20 protein-coding genes are annotated in these 19,705 nt (G+C 59.4%); 11 read left to right on the top strand and 9 right to left on the bottom strand.

Annotated features, from left to right (window positions below; genetic code table 11):
• Window positions 1-144 precede the first annotated feature (144 nt).
• The 5 genes from QZ650_RS00385 to thiC all read right to left on the bottom strand — a co-directional run bounded on the left by QZ650_RS00385 (window position 145) and on the right by thiC (window position 6,030).
• Window positions 145-603, bottom strand: a complete 459-nt coding sequence (locus QZ650_RS00385) for an Hsp20/alpha crystallin family protein (RefSeq protein WP_292517659.1) — start codon at window positions 601-603, stop codon at window positions 145-147.
• 63 nt (window positions 604-666) lie between these two features.
• Window positions 667-3,090, bottom strand: a complete 2,424-nt coding sequence (locus QZ650_RS00380; RefSeq protein WP_292517662.1) for a CDC48 family AAA ATPase — start codon at window positions 3,088-3,090, stop codon at window positions 667-669.
• Window positions 3,091-3,156: 66 nt separating this feature from the next.
• On the bottom strand, window positions 3,157-3,726 hold the full coding sequence (locus QZ650_RS00375) for a 5-formyltetrahydrofolate cyclo-ligase (RefSeq protein WP_292517665.1): 570 nt from the start codon (window positions 3,724-3,726) through the stop codon (window positions 3,157-3,159).
• A 58-nt stretch (window positions 3,727-3,784) separates the two neighbouring features.
• Window positions 3,785-4,201: a carboxymuconolactone decarboxylase family protein gene (locus QZ650_RS00370; protein ID WP_292517669.1), complete on the bottom strand. Its 417-nt coding sequence runs from the start codon at window positions 4,199-4,201 to the stop codon at window positions 3,785-3,787.
• A gap of 554 nt (window positions 4,202-4,755) precedes the next feature.
• Window positions 4,756-6,030 (bottom strand): phosphomethylpyrimidine synthase ThiC, encoded by a 1,275-nt coding sequence (thiC, locus tag QZ650_RS00365; RefSeq protein WP_292517672.1) that lies wholly within the window; start codon window positions 6,028-6,030, stop codon window positions 4,756-4,758.
• A 177-nt stretch (window positions 6,031-6,207) separates the two neighbouring features.
• Between thiC and QZ650_RS00360 the strand changes: the two genes are divergently transcribed.
• The 10 genes from QZ650_RS00360 to QZ650_RS00315 all read left to right on the top strand — a co-directional run bounded on the left by QZ650_RS00360 (window position 6,208) and on the right by QZ650_RS00315 (window position 15,420).
• A complete protein-coding gene (locus tag QZ650_RS00360) occupies window positions 6,208-6,906 on the top strand; it encodes an anaerobic ribonucleoside-triphosphate reductase activating protein (protein ID WP_292517675.1) in 699 nt (232 codons plus the stop codon).
• A gap of 213 nt (window positions 6,907-7,119) precedes the next feature.
• The gene (locus QZ650_RS00355; protein ID WP_292517678.1) at window positions 7,120-7,668 is read left to right on the top strand and encodes a dephospho-CoA kinase; all 549 of its coding nucleotides are present in this window, start codon (window positions 7,120-7,122) and stop codon (window positions 7,666-7,668) included.
• Window positions 7,665-8,438, top strand: coding sequence for a sugar phosphate isomerase/epimerase family protein (locus QZ650_RS00350; protein WP_292517681.1), 774 nt, complete (start codon window positions 7,665-7,667; stop codon window positions 8,436-8,438). Before QZ650_RS00355 ends, QZ650_RS00350 begins: the two co-directional genes overlap by 4 nt.
• A complete protein-coding gene (rnz, locus tag QZ650_RS00345; protein WP_292517684.1) occupies window positions 8,426-9,379 on the top strand; it encodes a ribonuclease Z in 954 nt (317 codons plus the stop codon). The genes QZ650_RS00350 and rnz overlap by 13 nt, the downstream gene beginning before the upstream one ends.
• Before the next feature lie 21 nt (window positions 9,380-9,400).
• A complete protein-coding gene (locus QZ650_RS00340; protein WP_292517687.1) occupies window positions 9,401-10,600 on the top strand; it encodes a magnesium transporter in 1,200 nt (399 codons plus the stop codon).
• Between the two features lie 32 nt (window positions 10,601-10,632).
• The gene (locus QZ650_RS00335) at window positions 10,633-11,835 is read left to right on the top strand and encodes a potassium channel family protein (RefSeq protein WP_292517690.1); all 1,203 of its coding nucleotides are present in this window, start codon (window positions 10,633-10,635) and stop codon (window positions 11,833-11,835) included.
• A 14-nt stretch (window positions 11,836-11,849) separates the two neighbouring features.
• Window positions 11,850-13,685, top strand: a complete 1,836-nt coding sequence (locus QZ650_RS00330; protein ID WP_292517692.1) for a DHH family phosphoesterase — start codon at window positions 11,850-11,852, stop codon at window positions 13,683-13,685.
• A 260-nt stretch (window positions 13,686-13,945) separates the two neighbouring features.
• On the top strand, window positions 13,946-14,668 hold the full coding sequence (locus QZ650_RS00325) for a hypothetical protein (RefSeq protein WP_292522440.1): 723 nt from the start codon (window positions 13,946-13,948) through the stop codon (window positions 14,666-14,668).
• Between the two features lie 285 nt (window positions 14,669-14,953).
• Complete coding sequence (locus QZ650_RS00320; protein ID WP_292517699.1) at window positions 14,954-15,205, top strand: hypothetical protein; 252 nt, start codon at window positions 14,954-14,956, stop codon at window positions 15,203-15,205.
• A 29-nt stretch (window positions 15,206-15,234) separates the two neighbouring features.
• The gene (locus QZ650_RS00315; RefSeq protein WP_292517702.1) at window positions 15,235-15,420 is read left to right on the top strand and encodes a hypothetical protein; all 186 of its coding nucleotides are present in this window, start codon (window positions 15,235-15,237) and stop codon (window positions 15,418-15,420) included.
• A gap of 1 nt (window position 15,421) precedes the next feature.
• Here the strand turns inward: QZ650_RS00315 and QZ650_RS00310 are convergent, their stop codons facing one another.
• The gene (locus tag QZ650_RS00310) at window positions 15,422-16,018 is read right to left on the bottom strand and encodes a hypothetical protein (protein WP_292517707.1); all 597 of its coding nucleotides are present in this window, start codon (window positions 16,016-16,018) and stop codon (window positions 15,422-15,424) included.
• Between the two features lie 182 nt (window positions 16,019-16,200).
• Here QZ650_RS00310 and QZ650_RS00305 point away from each other — a divergent pair, with 182 nt between their 5' ends.
• Complete coding sequence (locus tag QZ650_RS00305) at window positions 16,201-16,461, top strand: hypothetical protein (RefSeq protein WP_292517710.1); 261 nt, start codon at window positions 16,201-16,203, stop codon at window positions 16,459-16,461.
• A 20-nt stretch (window positions 16,462-16,481) separates the two neighbouring features.
• On the opposite strand, the gene QZ650_RS00300 is transcribed toward QZ650_RS00305, so the two are convergent.
• The 3 genes from QZ650_RS00300 to QZ650_RS00290 all read right to left on the bottom strand — a co-directional run.
• Window positions 16,482-17,279, bottom strand: a complete 798-nt coding sequence (locus QZ650_RS00300; RefSeq protein WP_292517713.1) for a protein-glutamate O-methyltransferase CheR — start codon at window positions 17,277-17,279, stop codon at window positions 16,482-16,484.
• Between the two features lie 30 nt (window positions 17,280-17,309).
• Window positions 17,310-17,789, bottom strand: coding sequence for a chemotaxis protein CheW (locus tag QZ650_RS00295; protein WP_292517716.1), 480 nt, complete (start codon window positions 17,787-17,789; stop codon window positions 17,310-17,312).
• A gap of 9 nt (window positions 17,790-17,798) precedes the next feature.
• On the bottom strand, window positions 17,799-19,705 hold a 1,907-nt coding region (locus QZ650_RS00290), incomplete at its 5' end, for a PAS domain-containing methyl-accepting chemotaxis protein (protein ID WP_292522439.1).

Genomic DNA, 19,705 nt, shown 5'->3' with positions numbered 1-19,705 from the left:
AGGGATGGGGGTGGTGGCTCCTGCTGCGGTCGCGCGTTCTCTCCGATGAAAGGAGCCGGGACAACGCCCTTGAGGGAGGCGAAAAGAAGGGGTGCTGCCATCTGCCGGCACAATCATCTCGTCCCTCCCGGCAAGCATGCGTGCTCAGTCTATATGGATCGATTTGCCCCGGGAGAATTTGACCTCCAGGACGCCGTGCTTGTAGTTCGATTGCATGGAATCGGCGTCCACGGTTGGCATCTCTACCGAGGTCAGCTGGCTTGAGCCGGCGATGATCGTCAGTGTGCCATTGATGAGTGATAGGTGAATCGCTTCCTTCTCGATGCCCGGGAGATCGACTGCCACCGTCACGTCATCATCGGTCGTGTACATCTCTGCTATCGGCTCGATGCTTCCCTCTGACGAGTGTTCTGCCGGCGCTGCTGCGGGTTCTTCTGCTTCCTTTGCCGGGGTCTCCGGTTTGCCGGCGTCGTGGAGGATGATCTTGAACCCGTAGGCAAACGGCCTGTTCTGGTCTCCTTGCTCTTTGAGCCCCTGCTCCATGAGGCGTTTCATCAGTTCGTTGAGTTGCTGGAAGATGTCTTCTGGTGTGTTGTCACTCATGTATATCACGTGGTTTCTAACTCTGCTGATGAGGGAACGCCCCGGGGGGGTGGGGCGCTCCCGTCAGAACGCCATAGCCGTCTGGGGCAGCGGGCGTTCTATTCTGGCCTTTAGTTCCTTTGTGAGGCGTTTGATCTCACTGAAGTCTTTCTTTCTCGCGTAGACCGCTTCTCTGAGGGCCTGCGTCATATCCTTGACTTCCTGCTCGATCTTCCCGGTCTCCCGCATCCCGGCACGGTGGATGGTCGAGACGGCCTCTTCAAGGGCCGACCGCTGCTCCTGGTTGTAGAGGATCTGCCAGGAGTGGCGTTCGTTCTCCTCCAGCCGGTCGATATCCAGTGTGCCTCTTACGCGGGTGAGGGCGTCCTCGAAGTGCTTCCTCGTGATCTTTACGTTGCCGATCGCCTGGCGCCGTTCTTCCTCGGTCTTCCTGCCCATCGCGGCGATGAACTCGCGCATGGCGGATAACTTTGCTTCACGGACCAGTGCCTCGATATCGGCTCCGACGTAGCCCTCGGTCCTGTCGACCAGTTCGTCGGTGTCGACGTCGTTTGCAAGGATCTCCCTGTTCTTGAGGTAGACTTCGAAGATCTTCTTTCTGCCGTCCCGGTCAGGCGGCGGAACGTATATGATCCGGTCCAATCTGCCGGGGCGAAGCAGCGCCTCGTCCAACATGTCAGGGCGGTTGGTAGCGCCGAGAACCACGACATTGTTGAGCTCTTCGAGGCCGTCGAGCTCTGTCAGGATCTGGCTTACCACACTTTCAGTTACGTGAGATGATCCTATATAAGATCCGCGTTTCGGCATAAGCGCATCAATCTCGTCGAAAAAGATAATCGACGGTGCTGCTTGCCTCGCTTTCCTGAATACCTGACGAACGCCGCGTTCCGATTCCCCGACCCATTTCGAGAGGAGTTCCGGCCCCTTTACGGAGATGAAATTGCTTTCGCTCTCGTTTGCGACCGCCTTTGCAAGGAGCGTCTTACCCGTTCCGGGGGGGCCGAAGAGCAGGATGCCGCGGGGGGGTTCGGTGTCGAGCGATGCAAATATCTCCGGATATTTGAGCGGCCACTCAACGGCCTCCGCGAGCTCGGCCTTGACGTCTTCGAGACCTCCAACGTCCTCCCATTTGACATCGGGGATCTCTACGAGCACCTCTCGCATCGCGCTCGGCTCGACGTGCTTATGCGCTTCGATGAAGTCTTCGTTTGTCACACGGAGCTGGTCGATGATCTCGGCGGGGATCTCCTCCTCGATCTTGATCTGGGGGATGATCCGGCGGAGCGCGTGCATTGCAGCCTCTTTTGCCAGCAGCGCGATATCGGCCCCGACAAAGCCGTGCGTGGAGCGGGCGTAGTCTTCGAGGTTCACGTCGTCGGCAAGCGGCATGCCCCGCGTGTGGATCTGAAAGACCTGCTGCCTCCCCTTGGTGTCCGGGATGCCTATCTCGATCTCGCGGTCGAACCGGCCGCCGCGCCGCAGCGCAGGGTCGATCATGTCGGGGAGGTTCGTTGCGGCGATCACCACCACCTGGCCCCGGGTCTTTAATCCGTCCATCAGGGCGAGCAGCTGGGCGACGATCCGGCGTTCGACCTCGCCCTTCACCTCTTCGCGCTTGGGCGCGATCGAGTCGATCTCGTCGATGAATATGATCGAGGGCGCGTTCTCCTGGGCTTCTTCAAAGACCTCACGCAGGCGCTCTTCGGACTCGCCGTAGTACTTGCTCATGATCTCGGGGCCTGAGAGCGTGATGAAGTGGGCATCCACCTCGTTTGCCACGGCCTTTGCGATCAGTGTCTTCCCTGTTCCGGGCGGGCCGTAGAGCAGGACGCCTTTCGGGGGCTCGACGCCGAGGCGCTCGAAGAGTTCGGGATGCCGGAGCGGGAGTTCGATCATCTCCCGGACGAGCTGCAGCTCGCGGTCGAGACCGCCGATATCCTCGTAGTGGACGTCGCCCGCCACCTCCCGCTGCCCTTCTTTGGGCTCGTATGGGGTCTCTTTCAGCTCGATCTCGGTGCTGTCGGTGACAATGGCGATGCCTTTCGGTGCCACCCTGGAGACCGCGAACGTGAGCGGGTTGCCAAGGATGCTGACCCGGATGAGCTGCCCCTCGGTGACCGGCCGGCCGCGGAGGATCCTTCCCAGGTACTGCTCCCCGCCCACCAGACGGATGGGCTGGGTGGGCTGGATGGTGACTTTCTTTGCGTATCCGGCCTCTGTCTTCCTGATCCGGACGTTGTCGTCAATCCCGGCTCCGACGTTGCTCCGGGTGTTGCCGTCGATACGCAGGATTGCCTTACCGGTGTCCTGGGGAAAGCCGGGCCAGATGAGGGTGGCCGCCTTCTGGCGCCCCTCGATCTCGACGACATCGCCGCTGACGAGGCCAAGTGCCTTCATGGTGTCGATGCTCAGTCTGGCGATCCCCCGGCCGGCGTCTTCATGCGCCGCCTCCTTGATGGTCACCTCAACAGAATCGATGGTTGCCATGTGATTTCCTCTCCTGTTATGTTTACCATAGGTAAGTCAATCACATATTTATATTTTACTACTGTGTCAATTCTGTTTGTACCGGATGATCCTCTTTTCTGTAACGATGCAATCCATCTTTACGTCGTTATCGTCGGCAGGAATACTCTCCATCTGCTGGCAGGAGAACGCGATGCCGATCTTCTGCGGGTGCGGGTACCGGCAGAGAAAGCGGTCGTAGTACCCCGCACCGTAGCCGAGCCGGTTCCCTTCGGCATCGAAGGCGAGCATCGGTATGACGACGGCCTCGACATCCTCGGGCCGGGCTGGAAGCTCGTGGCCGATCGGTTCGGGAACGTTGAACGTGCTCGGGACGAGGACCGCCGGGTCCGGCAGGTAGGAGAGGCGGAGGCTGCAGGTCTCCCGTTCGATGATGGGCACGACGACCCGCACGCCCCGGTGGTTCAATTCCGCGATCAAGTCGCCGGTTTCGACCTCTGGGGCCTTTGCAACGTAGACCATGACGGTCTTAAACCCATTCAGGATCTCAAGGAGCCGCTCTTCAATACTGCTGCTGTACGCGGCAATCTCTTCGGGTGAGAGGTGGAACCGGGCCTCCTTTGCCTGCTCGCGGAGGACCGCCTTTGTCTGGCTCATTGCAGAGAGTTTTGGCTCAACCAGACCATAAAGTATGCATGCTCCGGGCCGAGGGGGGTCACTTCTCTGCTCCCGGCCCTTCGCCGCAGACCTCTCTGAACCGGCGAAGGGAGGAGGCAAGGACCCGGGTTTTGCCAATCATTGCGGCGATCAACAATACGTCGAGGATCTCGTCGCGGGACGCGCCTTCCTTCAGGGCGGCCCCCATGTGGACCTTCAGGCAGCTCTCGGCCCCTGCACCGGCGGCGGCCGCGACGGCGATGAGTTCGGCGGTCTTTGCGTCGAGAGAGTCCGGCCGTGAGATCCGGTAATCAGCGATGGCGGCGAGCGCGAAGACGTCGGGCCGGTCCCGGAGGATGGTGAAGATGAATGGCACGACGCCGAGCATCTCCTCTACGTCGCCGGTGATGTCGTCGCCGAGGTCGTCGGCGTGGGTGAGGAAGTCGTTGACTAACTGCTCATGTTCGGGTTTCATTGGGGTGACCTCTTATGGGTATTTTGATGGGGCGGGGCGATAATGGTGCGGTTTTTGATGTAGGGAAGTTCGGGTGTTCTTGTGTGCGAGTATATTGGACTGATATTTGTCTGCGATCCAGGTACACTGGACCGTGTGGGTATCGCCATTCACTGCCTCCGCCCCTGTGGGGCGGGGTGCGATGCTCTGAAAGAGCGGAGCATGAGCACCGCAGGTGCGGAGGAGGAGGCCGAAGGCCGGGTGGGGTGGGGATCATAGGCAAATCTGTGAGGCGGAGACAGGGGAGGGGGGACTCTCCCCCCTTGCACCTGCGGTGCTCAAGCTCGCTACGCTCGCACTCCCCGTCAGCCCCTCCCCCAAGGGCGATACCCCCACGAAAGCCGTGACGGGGTTACGTGACTGTGGGATAGACAGGTGCTACAGAGGCCGTTTGATGCCGTGGGATTGTCAGGGGCATCTCGGGTCAGATCCACTTGCACAAACAAGCACCCTCCGCTACCCGAAAAAACCTAAAAAGAGATCCCGGAGGGAGCGCCCCCGCTCCCCCCTCCCCATCAGAAATTAAAGTGCCTTCCAACAATCTTCAACGCGCAGTAGTCCCCGCACATCGTGCAGGCGTCGGCGTCGGCCGGCATCCGCTCGTCCCGGATCGCCCGGGCGCGTTCGGGATTGATCGCGACCGCAAACTGTCGCTCCCAGTCGAGGTCGCGGCGGGCGTGGCCCATCTCGAGGTCCGCGTCGCGCTTCTTGAGCTTGATCATATCCCCGACGTGGGCGGCGATCCTCGAGCTGATGACACCCTCGTAGACCTCCTCGGGCGTGGGGAGCGCAAGGTGCTCCGCCGGCGTCACGTAGCAGATGAAGTCGGCGCCGTAGGAGGAGGAGAGCGCGGCCCCGATTGCGGCCACCCGGTCGTCGTAGCCGGGGGCGATATCGGTGACGAGCGGTCCGAGCATGTAGAACGGTTTTCTGTTCGTGACCCGCTTTTGCAGGACGACGTTCGTCTCGATCTCGTCGACCGGGATATGCCCCGGCCCCTCGACGATCGTCTGGACACCTGCGGCGTGCGCCTTGTCCGCGAGTTCCGCGTTGATGAGCAGTTCCTGAATCTGGGCGCGGTCGGTCGCGTCGTGGACCGCACCCGCCCGCATACCGTTGCCGAACGAGAGGGTGACCTCGTGCTCTTTCAAGATCTCGACCAGGTAGTCGAACTCGGAATACAGTGGGTTCTCCTTCTCGTTGTGGAGCATCCATGCCGTCATGAAGGCGCCGCCCCGGGAGACGAGGCCGCCGTGCCGTCCCTGGTTCTGCAGGCGCTTCATCGTCTCGTAGTTGATCCCGGTGTGGATCGCCATGAAGTTGGTCCCGAGTTTCGCCTGCTCCGCCGTGATCCGGAAGAGGTCGTCCTCCTCCATGTGGACGACCGCCCCATGTTTCCGGGCGGCCTCGATGAATGCCTGGTAGAGCGGGACCGACCCGACCGAGAGGGAGGTCGCCTCGACGACCCGGCGCCGGATCTCCGCAAAGTCGCCGCCGGTGGAGAGCTCCATCAGCGTATCGGCGCCGGCACGCTCGGCCTGCCGGGCCTTCTCGACCTCCATATCGACGTCGACGATATCCGACGACGTCCCGATGCTCGCGTTGACCTTCGTCCGGAGCCCTTCGCCGATACCGCAGATCTTCACCTTCCGGTAGGGGGATACCGGGATGACGATGTGGCCCTCGGCCACGCCGCGCCTGACGAACTCCTCGGTTACACCTTCAGCTGCTGCGACGATCCGCATCTCCTCGGTGACGACGCCGTGTCGGGCGTCTTCTATGAGACCCATGGCCTTATATTTGAGGAAAAGAGTTGATAAAGGCTTGTTTTTGGGATCCGGGCTAAATCTGGCTTGCTCTCTTAACAAGTAAACTTTACTTTACCTTATTCAGATCTTTTTTTTCATAGCCGGAAAGCCAAGGCTTACAAGAAATAACGGAGCATTTCTTTAACGCCTGGTGATTACTTGCACGTCAATTTCGGAGGTTTTGTCCCGATCAGCACCGTCGACTGGCGTGGACGGGCGGCCTGCACCGTCTTTCTCAGAGGGTGCCCCGCACGATGCTTCTACTGCCACAACGTCGCCCTCCAGGGCGGTGAGGACCTGCGTGACGCAGACGAGATCATCGCGATGATCCGGAGTTCCCGCACGCTTGCAGGCGCCGTCGTCTTCTCGGGCGGGGAACCCACCCTGCAGGGGCCTGTGCTCATGCGCCTCGCCGCCGCCGCCCGCGAAATGGGGCTCTCTGTGGGCCTGCACACAAACGGCATCTTTCCCCGGGTTATTGAGGCCCTCCTTGAGGGTCATCTCGTGGACATGATCGCGCTCGATATCAAGACAACGTGGGAGCGCTATGACGACCTCCTGGGGCTTGCCGCCGCCGATGAGGTGAAACAGTCGCTTGACCTCTGCAGGAAGGCGAAGATCGACGGCAGCCTTGAGGCATGCGAGATCGTGATCACTCTCTTCCGGGGCCGCGAGGGCGATCTCCCGCCCATCGCGGAGGCTGCCCGCGGACTGGACCTTGTGCTCCAGCAGGGAGTCGCTCCCGGATTCGTTCCTCTGGCCCGGCAGGAACTCGAGGCGGCAGCAGCGCCGCTCGGCCGCAAGGTCCGGATACGGACCCGGGAAGACGGGGAGGTCGGGTACGACCCGGAGCGGTAGATTTCCGGCGGCGTACCACTCCCGGTTCTGCCGATGCAGCGATGACGTTAAGCATAATAGCGTCGGGAACGCACGGTTATGAAGACGCTTGTGGCGGCCGCCACAACCTGCATCACAGGAGCCGGGGCCTGGGCGCGCCAGGAATCTGCAGCCGGCCTCTCACCGGCCCGGTCCGCTGTTCTGGATAGAGTATAATAAGATGGAGAAGCCCTGATGAAGGTTATTGGAATCGTTGGCATGCCGGCGAGCGGGAAAGGAGAGGTGTCACGGATCGCCCGCGACCTCGGGATTCCCGTCGTGGTCATGGGGGACGCGATACGCGAACGGGTGAAGGAGGCCGGGCTTCCCCTGACGGATACGAACTGCGGTGCAATCGCGGGGAAGTTACGCGCAGACCTCGGCATGGACGCCATCGCCCGGATCACCATCCCGGCCATCGAGGCAACTGGCGCTCCTGTCGTCCTGGTGGACGGTATTCGGGGAGATTACGAGGTGACGACGTTCAAAGAACACTTCCGCGACTTCACGCTGATCGGGATCGCCTCGTCGTTTGAGACCCGTTACCGGAGACTTGCGGGCCGGGGCCGGTCCGATGACTCCCTCACCGCTGAAGAACTCCGGGTTCGCGACGAGCGGGAACTCGGATGGGGACTCGGCCGGGCTCTGGAGGAAGCGGACTGCCGGATCACGAACGAGGGAACCCTTGAGGAGTTCACTGCAGAGGTCCGCGCCCTGCTCTGCCGGCTGGGAGGGATAGCATGAGTCTTATTCCGTATTTTTCATCCTCGTCAAAAGTCTGGGAGTCACGGGACTGGATCTACGGGCTCGAGGATCTGGGATATGCCGGTTGGGAGATCGTTGCCGATGGGAAGTACCGACTGGATAACCCTGAGAACTTCGCTGCTATCCAGGATAACCTTGAGAGCACTGGCCTTCTTGCGACCGTTCACGCTCCGTATAGCGACTTAAACCTCGCCTCGCTGAACTACCCCATCTGGCGTGAGTCCATTCGCCAGACCTGCTGCTGCATCCACCACGCTGCCGACCTGACCGACCGGGTGACGTTCCACCCCGGGTTCGTCTCCCCTGTCGGGAAACTCGTCCCCGAGAAGGTCTGGGAGATGCAGAAGACTGCGCTTGTCGAGATCGGGAAGTACGCCGAGGACCACGGTGTCCTTGCATGCGTCGAGAATATGATCAGTATCAAAGACTTCCTCTGCCGTTACCCCGAGGAGATCCTCGGCCTCACGGAAGGGATACCGGGGATCGGGATCACGCTCGATCTGGGGCACGCCAACACCAACGGCCTCGTTGACGCGTTCCTTGCGCATGTCCGCGAGGTCAATCACCTGCACATCCATGACAACCACGGGCGGTCGGACGAGCACCTGGCGCTCGGGGACGGGACCATCAACTGGGAGAAGGCCGGGCGGGTCATCGCCCGGGACTACTCCGGCCGGGTCGTCATCGAGGGCCGGACGCTCGAAGAGGCGAAACGAAGCCTTGCAGCACTCAGGAAGTGGTTCGTATAGCCGGCGAGACACTGCATGTCCACTTTCTCGGCACGGCGGGAGCGCTCCCGTCGCCGCAGAGGAACCCCTCCTCGGTCCTGATCCGGCGGGGCTCTGACACCCTGCTCTTTGACTGCGGCGAGGGCACCCAGCAGCAGATGATGCGTGCCCGGACCGGGTTCACCGTGAACGCCATCTTCATCACCCACTGGCACGCCGACCACTTTCTCGGCGTCTTCGGGCTCGTCGAGACGCTTGCGTTCATGGGACGGACAGACCCCCTCCCGATCTACGGGCCGCCCTGGGTCGGCGAGTTCATCGACCTCGTCCAGAGGATAAGCCGCCACACCCGGGGGTTCCCCGTCACCGCTCACGCCCTCGAGCACGGCTCAGTCGTGCCCTTCAACGGCTACACCGTCCGGGCGTTCGCGACGTCTCACGGCATCCCCGGGCTCGGCTACGTGATGGAGGAGGACGAGCGGCCGGGAAGATTCAACCGCGAGCGTGCCATCGCGCTCGGTGTCCCGCCGGGCCCGCTCTTCGGGCGGCTCCAGCGCGGGGAGGAGGTCCGTGTCGTCCATGACGGCACCGAGACCGCAGTCCGGCCCGACGACGTGCTGGGTGATCCGCGCCCGGGGAGGAAGATTGTCTATACCGGCGACACTCGCCCGCTTCAGGGCCAGCCCGATACCGCCGCGATGATGCGGGATGCGGATCTCCTGATCCACGATGCCACGTTCGACGACCAGGAGAGCAGCCGTGCCCGCGAAGTCCTGCACTCCACCGCGGGGGAAGCGGGTGAGGCGGCAGCGGCCTTAAATGCCCGTATGCTTGCCCTGATGCACATAAGTTCCCGTTATACAAGCACAGCAAACCATATACGCGATGCAAAGCGACATTATGAGGGAGACGTGATCCTGCCGGCCGACCTGGCGGCGCTGGAGATCCCGTATCGGAGTTGATGGGAATGGACGGTGATGGTGATGGAGCAGGGCCTATCCAGCCAGAGCCGCCTGATTCTCACCGGCCTTGGCGCTCTGCTCCTCAGCGCTGCTGTCCTGAGCATTGCAGGCATCTACCTTGGTTCCGTCCGTGAAGTCCTCGGGCTGATCCCCGGCCTGATGGTACTTCTGCCGTCGATCATTCATACCCGGGGGAGCATCGCCGGCGTATTCGCATCCCGCCTCTCCTCGTCGATGCATCTTGGAGAGTTCTCCATCGAGTTTGCGGAGGGCTCCGTCCTTGGCGACAACATCCGCGCATCGTTTGTGGTGACGATTCTCATAGCGTTTGTCCTTGGCATCTTCGCTTACGCGGCAAGCCTGCTCTTCGGGTATCCCGTCGTGGGCGTCACCGATCTTGTGCTGATATCGGTCACGAGCGGTGTTATCGCGGGGGTTGTGGTGATGGGGATTACGCTGGTCGTCGCCCTTGCAAGTTACCGCTACGGCCTCGACCTCGATATGATCGCCGCCCCGACCGTCACCACCTCCGGGGATATCGTCACGCTTCCTATCCTCGTCCTCTCCGCGACGTTCATCATGCTCCTCTCTCCCTGGGTGCGCCTGGTGGCCGGGGCCGTCGCGGTTGCCGTCGCCGTCGCCACCCTCCTCTACACCCGCAACCGGCAGGAAGGGATCGGAGCGATCGTCCGGGAGAACCTCTTTCTCCTCATCCCGCTCAGCGCTCTCGGCACGCTGGCCGGGCTGACCTACTCGCTCAACCTCGACCGTCTGGTGGCGTTTGCGGTCTTTCTCGTCCTGATACCGCCGTTTACGGGCGGCCTCGGGTCGATAGGCGGCATCCTCGGGTCACGTCTATCGACAGAGATGCACACAGGCGAGCTCAACCCCTCATTTCTCCCCGAGCGCGGCGTTGTGCATCATTTTATTATTTCCTACCTCTATACGTTGATACTGCTTCCACTGCTGGCGCTCATCGCGCATGGTGCGGCGGTGCTCATGGGGTTAAACAGCCCCGGGCTTGGAATGCTGGTCACTATCAGTCTTGCAGCGGGTCTGGTCGTCATGACACTGGTGAATGGCGTGGCGTACGTCACAGCGAGCCTTTCGTTCCGGTATGGTCTCGATCCCGACAACTTTGGAATCCCTGTCATCACAAGCCTGATCGACCTGATCGGTGCGGCTACGCTTGTGGCGGCGATTGGCCTGCTATTGCAGTGAAAGGATATATGAAATCGACGGTTAACAGACCCATGATGGAACGTGAATACCAGCCAATCAGCTTCAAAGACGCCCTGATCGAGATGAAGGATGTCTCTGAACTGATGGTTGATCTCTCGTACTCTGCGATACTCTTCGACAGCAAAGAGATAGCGCTTGAAGTGATCAATCTCGAGGAAAGCATGAATAAACTGGTCTATCAGGCCAGAATTCAGAGCGTCCTCGGCGCCAGGCGCCTCGAGGAGGCGGAGGCGATGAGCGGCATGCTCCAGGTGGCCGAGGCCGCGGAGAGGATCGCGAACTCGGCCTCGGATATAGCAAAACTCATCCTGAAGGATATCAGGTTTCCAGCAAAACTCAAGCGCGTCTTTCCCGAGGCTGAGGAGATCGTCACCCGGGTTATCGTCAGCCAGGGGAGTGAACTTGCCGGCCGCACGCTCGGTGACCTCAAGGTCCAGAGCACGACGGGGATGCAGGTGATCGCCATCCGGCGTGGCAAAGGCTGGATCTACGATCCGGACAAGACCACCCGGGTGGAGAGCGAGGATATCCTGATCGCGCGGGGCCCGGAGGCCGGAGAGGATATCCTCTTTCTGATGGCGGGGATGGCGGAGCGCCCCCGGGTTGAGCCCTCACATGCAGGCGATGTCGATGACCTTGACCGGGCGGTCCAGCTGATCATCGAGATGAAGAACCTCTCCGAGCTCTCTGTGGGGCTCGCGTACACCTCCCTCCTCTTCAACAACAAGGACGTGGCGCACGAGGTGGTCGCCCTTGATTCGACGCTTGATGATATGCGCTACGACCTGGACCTCTGGATCCTCGAGGCGGCACGAAAGATCGAGGATGTGCGCTATCTCCGGGGCCTCCTGTACATGTCCTCGTTCGCCCAAGCCATCAGCGATTCGGCTCACTCTATCGTTGACGTCCTCCTCCGCGATATCGAGATCCCGCCGGTCTTCAAAAAGATCGTCCGGGAGTCGGATGAGATCATCACGCGGATACCCGTGGCAGGGTCGTCGCCGCTTGTGGGGAGGACCCTCAAGGAGGCGTCGCTCGGGACGGTGACCGGGATGGTCGTGCTCGCCATCAAACACGGCGACCGGTGGGTCTACCGTCCGGGGAAGGGTGTCCGACTGGAGAGCGGTGATATTATCATAGCAAAGGGCAGACGGGATGGTGAGTGCCGGTTGTATGAACTTGCCGGGTACACCGTCGAGCTGCCCGAAGAATGATTTGGTGAATTAGCATGGAAGATACAGAAGATACGATTGTCTATCGCCTCGGAGCGAACTGCGATCTCGACGAGGTGGAGGAAGGAAAGACGTATCTCGGGCGGGTGCAGGGATTTGCTCCGTTTGGGGTCTTTGTCCAGTTAAATGACCGGGTCAAGGGGCTCGTTCATAAGAGCAACGTGAAGTTGCAGCATACCGAGCGTGACCCGATCATCGTCCACGTCCTCCAGATCCGGAGCAACGGCAACATCGACCTTGAAGAGGTCACGCCGACTGTCTACCAGACCCGGAATGTGACCAAGAAGACGACGAGCGTCCTCCTTGCCGATATCGGGAAGAAGATAGGCAGGACGGTGCTGATCGAGAGTGAAGTCGCCCAGATCAAGCAGACGTCGGGGCCGACAATCTTCACCGTCGTGGATGAATCCGGCACCGCAAACGCGGCTGCGTTCATCGAGGCGGGCGTCCGCGCCTACCCTGAGGTGAACCTCGGGGATGTCGTCACCCTCACGGGTGAGGTGATGCAGCGCAACAATCAGCTCCAGATCGAGGTCTCGTCCATGGCGGTCATGGAGCCGGAGGATGCGGCACGGGTCCGGGAGCGGATCGATGCTGCGCTCGACAGGCGCGCGGAACCCCCCGACCTCCCGTTCCTGGTGGAGAGCGATGTCCTTTCTGCCCTTCGACCGCAGATGCGCCAGGTGGCAAAAGAGATCCGCAAGGCGGTCCTGACCGCGCGGCCGATCATCCTTCGGCACCATGCGGATGCGGACGGCATATGCGCCGCGGTTGCCATCGAACAGGCGGTGACCGCGCTGCTCCGGGAGAGCGGTGGGGACTTCGACGCGGAGTACTTCCTCTTCAAGCGGTCTCCGTCCAAGGCCCCGTTCTATGAGATCGAGGACATCACGCGGGATCTCGACTTTGCGCTCAAGGACAACGTCCGCTACGGACAGAAGATGCCGATGATTCTCCTGATGGACAACGGATCCACTGAGGAGGATATGCCGTCGCTCAAGGTGACCCGGATCTTCGGTCTCCCGGTGATGGTCGTGGACCACCACCACCCCGACGAGATCGTGGACGATTACCTGATCGGGCATGTCAACCCCTACCACGTGGGTGGCGATTACGGGATCACAGCCGGGATGCTGGGAACGGAGGTCGCCCGTATGGTCAACCCGGCGATCGAGGACCAGATCCGGCACCTGCCGGCGATCGCGGGGGTCGGGGACCGGAGCGAGGCGCCGGAGCGCGCTCGCTATCTGGCGCTCGCCGCGCCTGAATACTCCGAGGACGACTGCCGCGATATCGCGCTCGCGCTCGACTACGAGCAGTTCTGGCTTCGGTTCAGCGACGGGAGGGAGATCATCAAGGATATCCTGAACCTCTCCGGCGATCCCGACCGCCATGAGCGGTTCGTCGACCTGCTGGTCGAAGAGGCGAATCACGCGATCGAGGAGCAGCTCGAGGCCATCATGCCCCACGTCGAGAGCAGGATGCTTCCTAACGGCGCTCACCTCTTCATGCTCGATGTGGAACTGTTTGCCCACCGGTTCACGTTCCCCCCGCCGGGGAAGACCTCAGGGGAGGTGCACGACCGGCTGGTCAAAGCCCACCCGGGAGAGCCGGTCGTGACAATCGGGTTCGGCCCGGACTTTGCCGTCCTGCGTTCCCGCGGCGTTATGATGAATATACCCAGGATGGTGCGCGAACTGCATAGCGAGATCGCCGGCGGCGGCGTGAGCGGCGGCGGTCATCTTGTCGTCGGGAGTATCAAGTTCGTTGAAGGGATGCGTGACGTGGTGGTCGAGAGCCTGATCCAGAAGATTGGTGAGGCACCAATCTGATCGCTACTTCTTTCTTGCTTGGCAGTATGGCCCGGCTGGCCGGCCGATTGATTGTTGTTTAAAGACCGGCCGCAAGAAGAGGCTTTCCGGCCGCCGATATTCTCCTTTTATCCCGCTATTCCGGTATCTTCCTCTGAGGTTCCCTGCCGGGTAACTGTATGGTATCACCGCATCGTGGGGCAGCACCGGGCAGTCAGCGGCCTGGGAGTTTTGATGTTGACCGAAATATAAAAATACAATTATGTCTCACTGGAGTCCTCATGGCAGGAAACCGATGGACACTGGGAGGATTTCTGGTTGTGCTGCTTATGGCGGCAGCAGCCCTTATGTCTCCCGTAGCGGCCCAGAGCACGGCATCCTCGACTCCTCTGACCTGGACACTCCCTCCGACACCCGGCGAGACCCCGGAGGAGACCCTACCTGCTACTCTGGAGGATACCCCAGAAGAGACTCCAGAGGAGACCCTACTTGCTACTCTGGAGGATACCCCAGAAGAGACTCCGGAGGAGACCCTACTTGCTACTCTGGAGGATACCCCGGAAGAGACTCCGGAGGAGACCCTACCTGCTACCCCTGAGGATACCCTGGAGGAGACCCCTATAGAGACCCTGGACAACGAATTCCTGGAGAACGAGAGCCTCGAGGATGAAAGGTTCTACGCGACCCCGGAGAATGGGACCATCAATGGGACCCGGGGGGATGAGAGCCTCGATAACGAGACCGTCAACGGATCGTTAGAGAACGAGACCTTCAACGCCACCACCACGGAGGCCAGACCTCCCGTCACTATCGGGACGGGTGAGGTAACGACCGGGACAGCACCTGTAGAGACGTCCACGGTTGATCTGCCGACGTTCACGCCGATACAGGCGGCACAGGTAAATCCCAGCCCGACTTCGGCAGCCCCCCTCTCGATCATCGGCGTCATTGCGGCCATTGCAGCCGCCGGACTCCTTGTCGTGATCCTCGGGCGCAGGAGGTGATGGCAGAACACTCCGGCAGCAGGGGGGAGAGTGGTTCACCCAATCAAGGACCCGGTATCCACAACCAGTCCCGACGCGAGAGGGGCCGCTCCCCCCGGTATCCGCGCCGGCGGTGGCCGGTCGCCCTCTCATGATGCAAATCATGATCTTCACCCTACCGATAGACACGATGATGCCCATTTGTATGCAGTGATTTGTATACGCATCTTGCGATTTAACGAGTCCAAATAGATATATTTATATATTGGTTTGCACTAAAACCACTTGCTCTGAGGGAATTCGTAAATGTCAACAAAAGATCGTATTAAAGAAAGATATAGCGACACTCAGCGAAAGATCCTGTATCACCTCAAGTCGGGGCTGAAAGCAGGAAAATCATACTTCAAATCCAAATATATCGCAACCGATCTGGGGCTTTCGGCAAAAGAGGTCGGCATTAACCTTGCCATCCTCTCAGAGATCTGTGATGAACTGGATATCAGGCGCTGGAGTTATTCAAACAGTACGACGTGGCGTGTTACTCCCCGTCCATCATAATTTTATTCAGGAACGCTCTATTCTACGGCATGAAGATCATTGAGTTCGAAGCACCCGTCGAGTTTGTGGCAACCATCAACGACCACAAGGACTGCCTCATGTCTCAGGACAAGAGCCATGAGAATCCGGAAGTGCTCTGGTTCAACATCGACGTCCCGAAGGGTCACGGTGTGCGGGCCGGGGACCGGGTCAGGGTCACCATCGAAAAGATTTGAATCAGAGGTATCCGGGGAGCGTCTCCAGGGTGATGCGGTATGAGTCGACATCATCCACGCTGACGATGATGTAGAAGTCCTTACCTCCCCGCTCTACGTTTTTGACGATCGTGCCCGGATAGCGCAGATCTGCCCCTTCTATAATCATCCCGCTCTCCCGCTCCACGAGCGCCATCCGAAAGTGTGCTGCCTCTGGCCTTACCGTTGCAGAGACACTGCAGTTCAGTCTCCAGACCGTGTAAGGCACGTGGAACGTCTCAGTGACGCCCCCCCTCGCCTCCTCGATATATGCGAACGAAACGATATCCGGACTCTCCTTCCACAGGGGGTCGGACCCGCCATACTGTGTGAGGTTGTCAGGGAGATAGCAACGTGGGTAACTCCAGATCCCGGTCGTATAGGAGATCCTGGCGGGCTCAAGTGGCACGGGCAATGTCGGTGCAGGGGAGGCGGTGATGGGGGGTGTCGGCACGCTCTCAGGCGGGTTGCTTACCGGCGCTTCTGGCCCGGTCTCCATTGCAGGGGGGTGAAACACTATTCCTGCAACAGAGACGATGAGCAGGGCAGCAAGGATGCTCAAAATGTCGCCTTTATCCACAGATGTAGAGGGATGCGCGAGTTAAAAATACCTTCGAATTAATCTTGGCAATGACCTTTATACGGTCGCCGTTCAGCACGCTGGGTTCTAAGGAATACTATTTTGGCATTATGTCCTGCCTCATGTGAAATTTAATAGCGGAACTGTTAATATGGGGACTATACAAATGTCTAATTGAGAGCATGGAAGTTCCTGAAGCGCGTACATGGGTGATCTTTTATCTGCTCTCGTTCGTGGTGCTCCTCGTAGCAACATTCATCACATCACAGAACGACGGCCAGCGCTGGATCAGCCTCATGCTCATCATCGTCGTTGTCGGTGTGAACCTCTGCCTGTTGATCTCCGAGTTGAAGCGTTACCAGCAGCGGAAGGCCTTCATGCACCAGATGTCGAGATTTGACGAAACCGGCACGGATACAGACTCCTCCGGTCGCCGCTGGTAATATTCACTCATGCACTTGCGTCAGGGTGCCTTCTTCTGCAGTATCTTCTGCATAACGTTATAAGGGACAAAAAGGTGTTCCACTTCTCTTCCCAGGTACTCCGTCTTGCCCATGATATAGTAGCCGTCAATGCCAAGTGCCGTGTGGAAAAGATGTGCAAGATCGTTCTTCTGTTTCTCGGTGAAGTAAATCGTGACATTTCGGCAGGTGACAGCGTCGACATACCGCACGGCAGGAACGCCGGACATCAGGTCGTGCTGCCGGAATTTGACGAGTTCTCTGATGTGAGGGCGGACTTCAAACGTGCCGTTTTCGTGACTGATGAAGTGCTTGCGGACTCTCTTTTCATCTACATTCTCAAGTGCCTTTTGATCGTAGATCCCGGCCATGGCTTTTTGCAGCACCACGGTGTCGATATCGGTCGCGTATATCGTTACGCTGATATCCCGGTGGAGCGCCATCATCTCGTGTGCAAGGATGGCGATCGAGTAGGGTTCTTCACCCGTGGCACAGCCGGCACACCAGATTCTGATTGACTTCTTGCGGCGGGCGAGATCCGGAAGAATCTCCCGCCGTATCACCTCAAAGACCTCCGGGTCCCGGAAAAATTTGGTGACGTTGATAGTGAGGGCATTACGGAGCAGGTCAACCTCCTGTGGATTTGCCAGGAGATATTTGTGGTAGGTTTCGTAGTCCGTAGCGTTTGTCAGGCGCATCCTGGAGAGGATGCGCCGTTTGATATAGTCCTCTTTATAATTTGAGCACTTGATCCGGACCAGTCTTTCGATGCTCCTCTGGAGCGATATAAAGTCATCCATGCTGCGTTCTTCTCTTACCTGATTGCCGGTTTATGGGGTGTTCTGGAAATGTCCGAGATCATCGATTACTTTCTGGACATCGAGCCAGATAATAAGGGTTTTTGCCTCATTATTCTCTTCATTCCCTATCTTGATGACCGCTTTAACATAACCGCTAATCGAGGACGTAATACCGTCATTGATGCGTTCCATCTGCTCATCGCGAACCGAGATAACACTGTGGACATCATCGACGATGATTCCCACGTTTGATCCGCCTGCCACATCCGGCATCAGCACGACAATCTTTTGGTTCTCGATCCCCTCTGATTCAGGAAGACCAAGGAGATCTCTGAGGTCGATGATGTTTGTGATCTCGCCCCGCAGGTTGATGATTCCCGCAAGGTACCGGGGAGCACGGGGAAGGGGAGTGATCGGCATCATCTCCACGATCTCCCGTGCGATCTGGATATCCAGTGCGTAGTGTTCCTTCCCGAGCTGGAACTCCACCACGTCTACGGATGCTGCCATTCTCTCTTCTCAGTTCAGCTTGAACTGCCTCATCATCTTCTCGAGCTGTCCGGCCATATCTGCCAGTTCGTGCGATGCGCTCCCGACCTCCTCTGTCGACGCGCTGACCTCCTCTGCGAGTGCCGCCATATCCTCGGTGCGGGTCAGGCTCTCCTTGGTCATGTTGTTGGACTCGTCCATCTTCTGCATGACTTCGTTCGTGGAGTTTGCCTGGTCTTCGGTGGCCTTCGTTATCTCGGTGATGCCGTGGGCGACCACCTCCACGCCGTTGACGATCCGATTCAAGCCTTCAATGACCTTGTTGACGCTCTCGATGCCTGCCTGGATCTCCTGGTGGGATGCCTGCATGGAGCCCGTGGTCTTCTCGGTGCTGGCCTGGATGGTCCGGATCAGGTCCTCGATATCCTGGCTTGCCCGCTTGGACTCACCGGCAAGGTTCCGGATCTCGCCTGCAACGACGGCAAACCCGCGTCCGTGCTCCCCGGCACGGGCGGCCTCGATTGCGGCATTCAGCGCTAACAGGTTGGTCTGGTTGGCGATGTCGGCGATCAGTTTGACGATATTATTGATCTCGCGCATCTGGTTGTTGAGGGTGCTGATCTCGCCTACGGTCTGTTTGGAGATCTCCTCGACAAGCTGCATCTTCTTCGTCGCGACTTCGCCGAGGGAGGCTGCTTCGTTCCCCTCCTTCGAGGCCTTCGAGACGTGCTCCATGACCTCCTGCGACGTGCTAGCAATCTCCTCGATAGATGCCGAGAGATCGTTGATATCCTTCCCGATCTCCTCGATCTTCTCAAGCTGCCGCCGTGCATCCTCCGACGACTGCTGTGTCGAGCTGGCAACCTGCTCTGTGGCCCGGATGATCTCGTCGGAGCTCTTGCTGACCTCTTTTGTGGTCATCTCGACCTGATGGGCTGCTTTTGCCACCTCCCCGAGGAGGGAGCGGATGGCGGTCAGCGAGGCGTTGTAATCGATCTTCACCTTCTCCAGTGGGTCGTTGGATTCTGCGTTCACAAACGCCGTCAGATCGCCTTTTGCCATTGCGGCGAGCGCTTTCCCAAGTTCTTCGGCACTCTTTCCGAGTTTCTCGCCTTCCTGCTTCGCGGTCTCCATCAGATCCCGGATCTGGCTTTCTCTCTCCCGCTGCTCGGTGACGTCGTTATAGACGGTGAGGACCGATTCCAGATTGCCGGTACCGTCGAGGAGCGGTATGTTGTGCCTGTCAAGGATGTAGGTGCCGGATGGGAATTCTATCGTGGCCTCTCCGTGGCTTGCCTGCCGGCTCCGCAGGGTGTCGAGAGCCCCCTGGCCCGACTGGGAGAGATACTTCAAGTCGTGGATGGTGAGTCTTAGCGCCTGATCTTCGGTGTATCCTGAGAGTTTCAGGAAAGCCTTGTTCGCCATCTTCAGGGTCGTATCAGGGTTCCAGACGATGACCGGCATCGGGTTCTCCTGAACGATGACGTTCGTCCGCTCCTGAAGTTCCCTGATCCTCTCCATCTCCTCCTGCTGCTTGCTCCAGTCGTTCCAGACGTAGAAGGCCATCTCGATCTCGCCCTTCTCGTCGAGGATGGGGATGGCGTTCAAGGTCAGGTACTTCTTCACGCCGTCGGGCCACTTGACCATGACATCGGTTCGTGCGAGCTTCTTCGTCTCGTAGCAGGCGTAGAAGTGGTCGCCATCAAGGATGGTGATGTCATAGTCGTAGAGCTTCTTTGCAAGGGTCTCTTCCCGGGTTCCCCGCCACATCCGGGCATACTCGTCGTTGATGTCGATCCGGCTCTTGTCCGGGCGAAGCGTCGCGATCGCGAGCGGGTTCTGCTTGATCATCGTGTCGACGCGGTGTTCGACCTTCTCTGTCTCCTCTTTCTTCTCCTGCAGATCGGTCCAGTCGTTCCAGACGTAGAAGGCCATCT

This window comes from Methanoculleus sp., from assembly GCF_020696975.1.
In the GTDB taxonomy this organism is placed as follows: Archaea; Halobacteriota; Methanomicrobia; order Methanomicrobiales; family Methanoculleaceae; genus Methanoculleus.
This window is presented reverse-complemented; position numbering and strand designations above follow the sequence as displayed.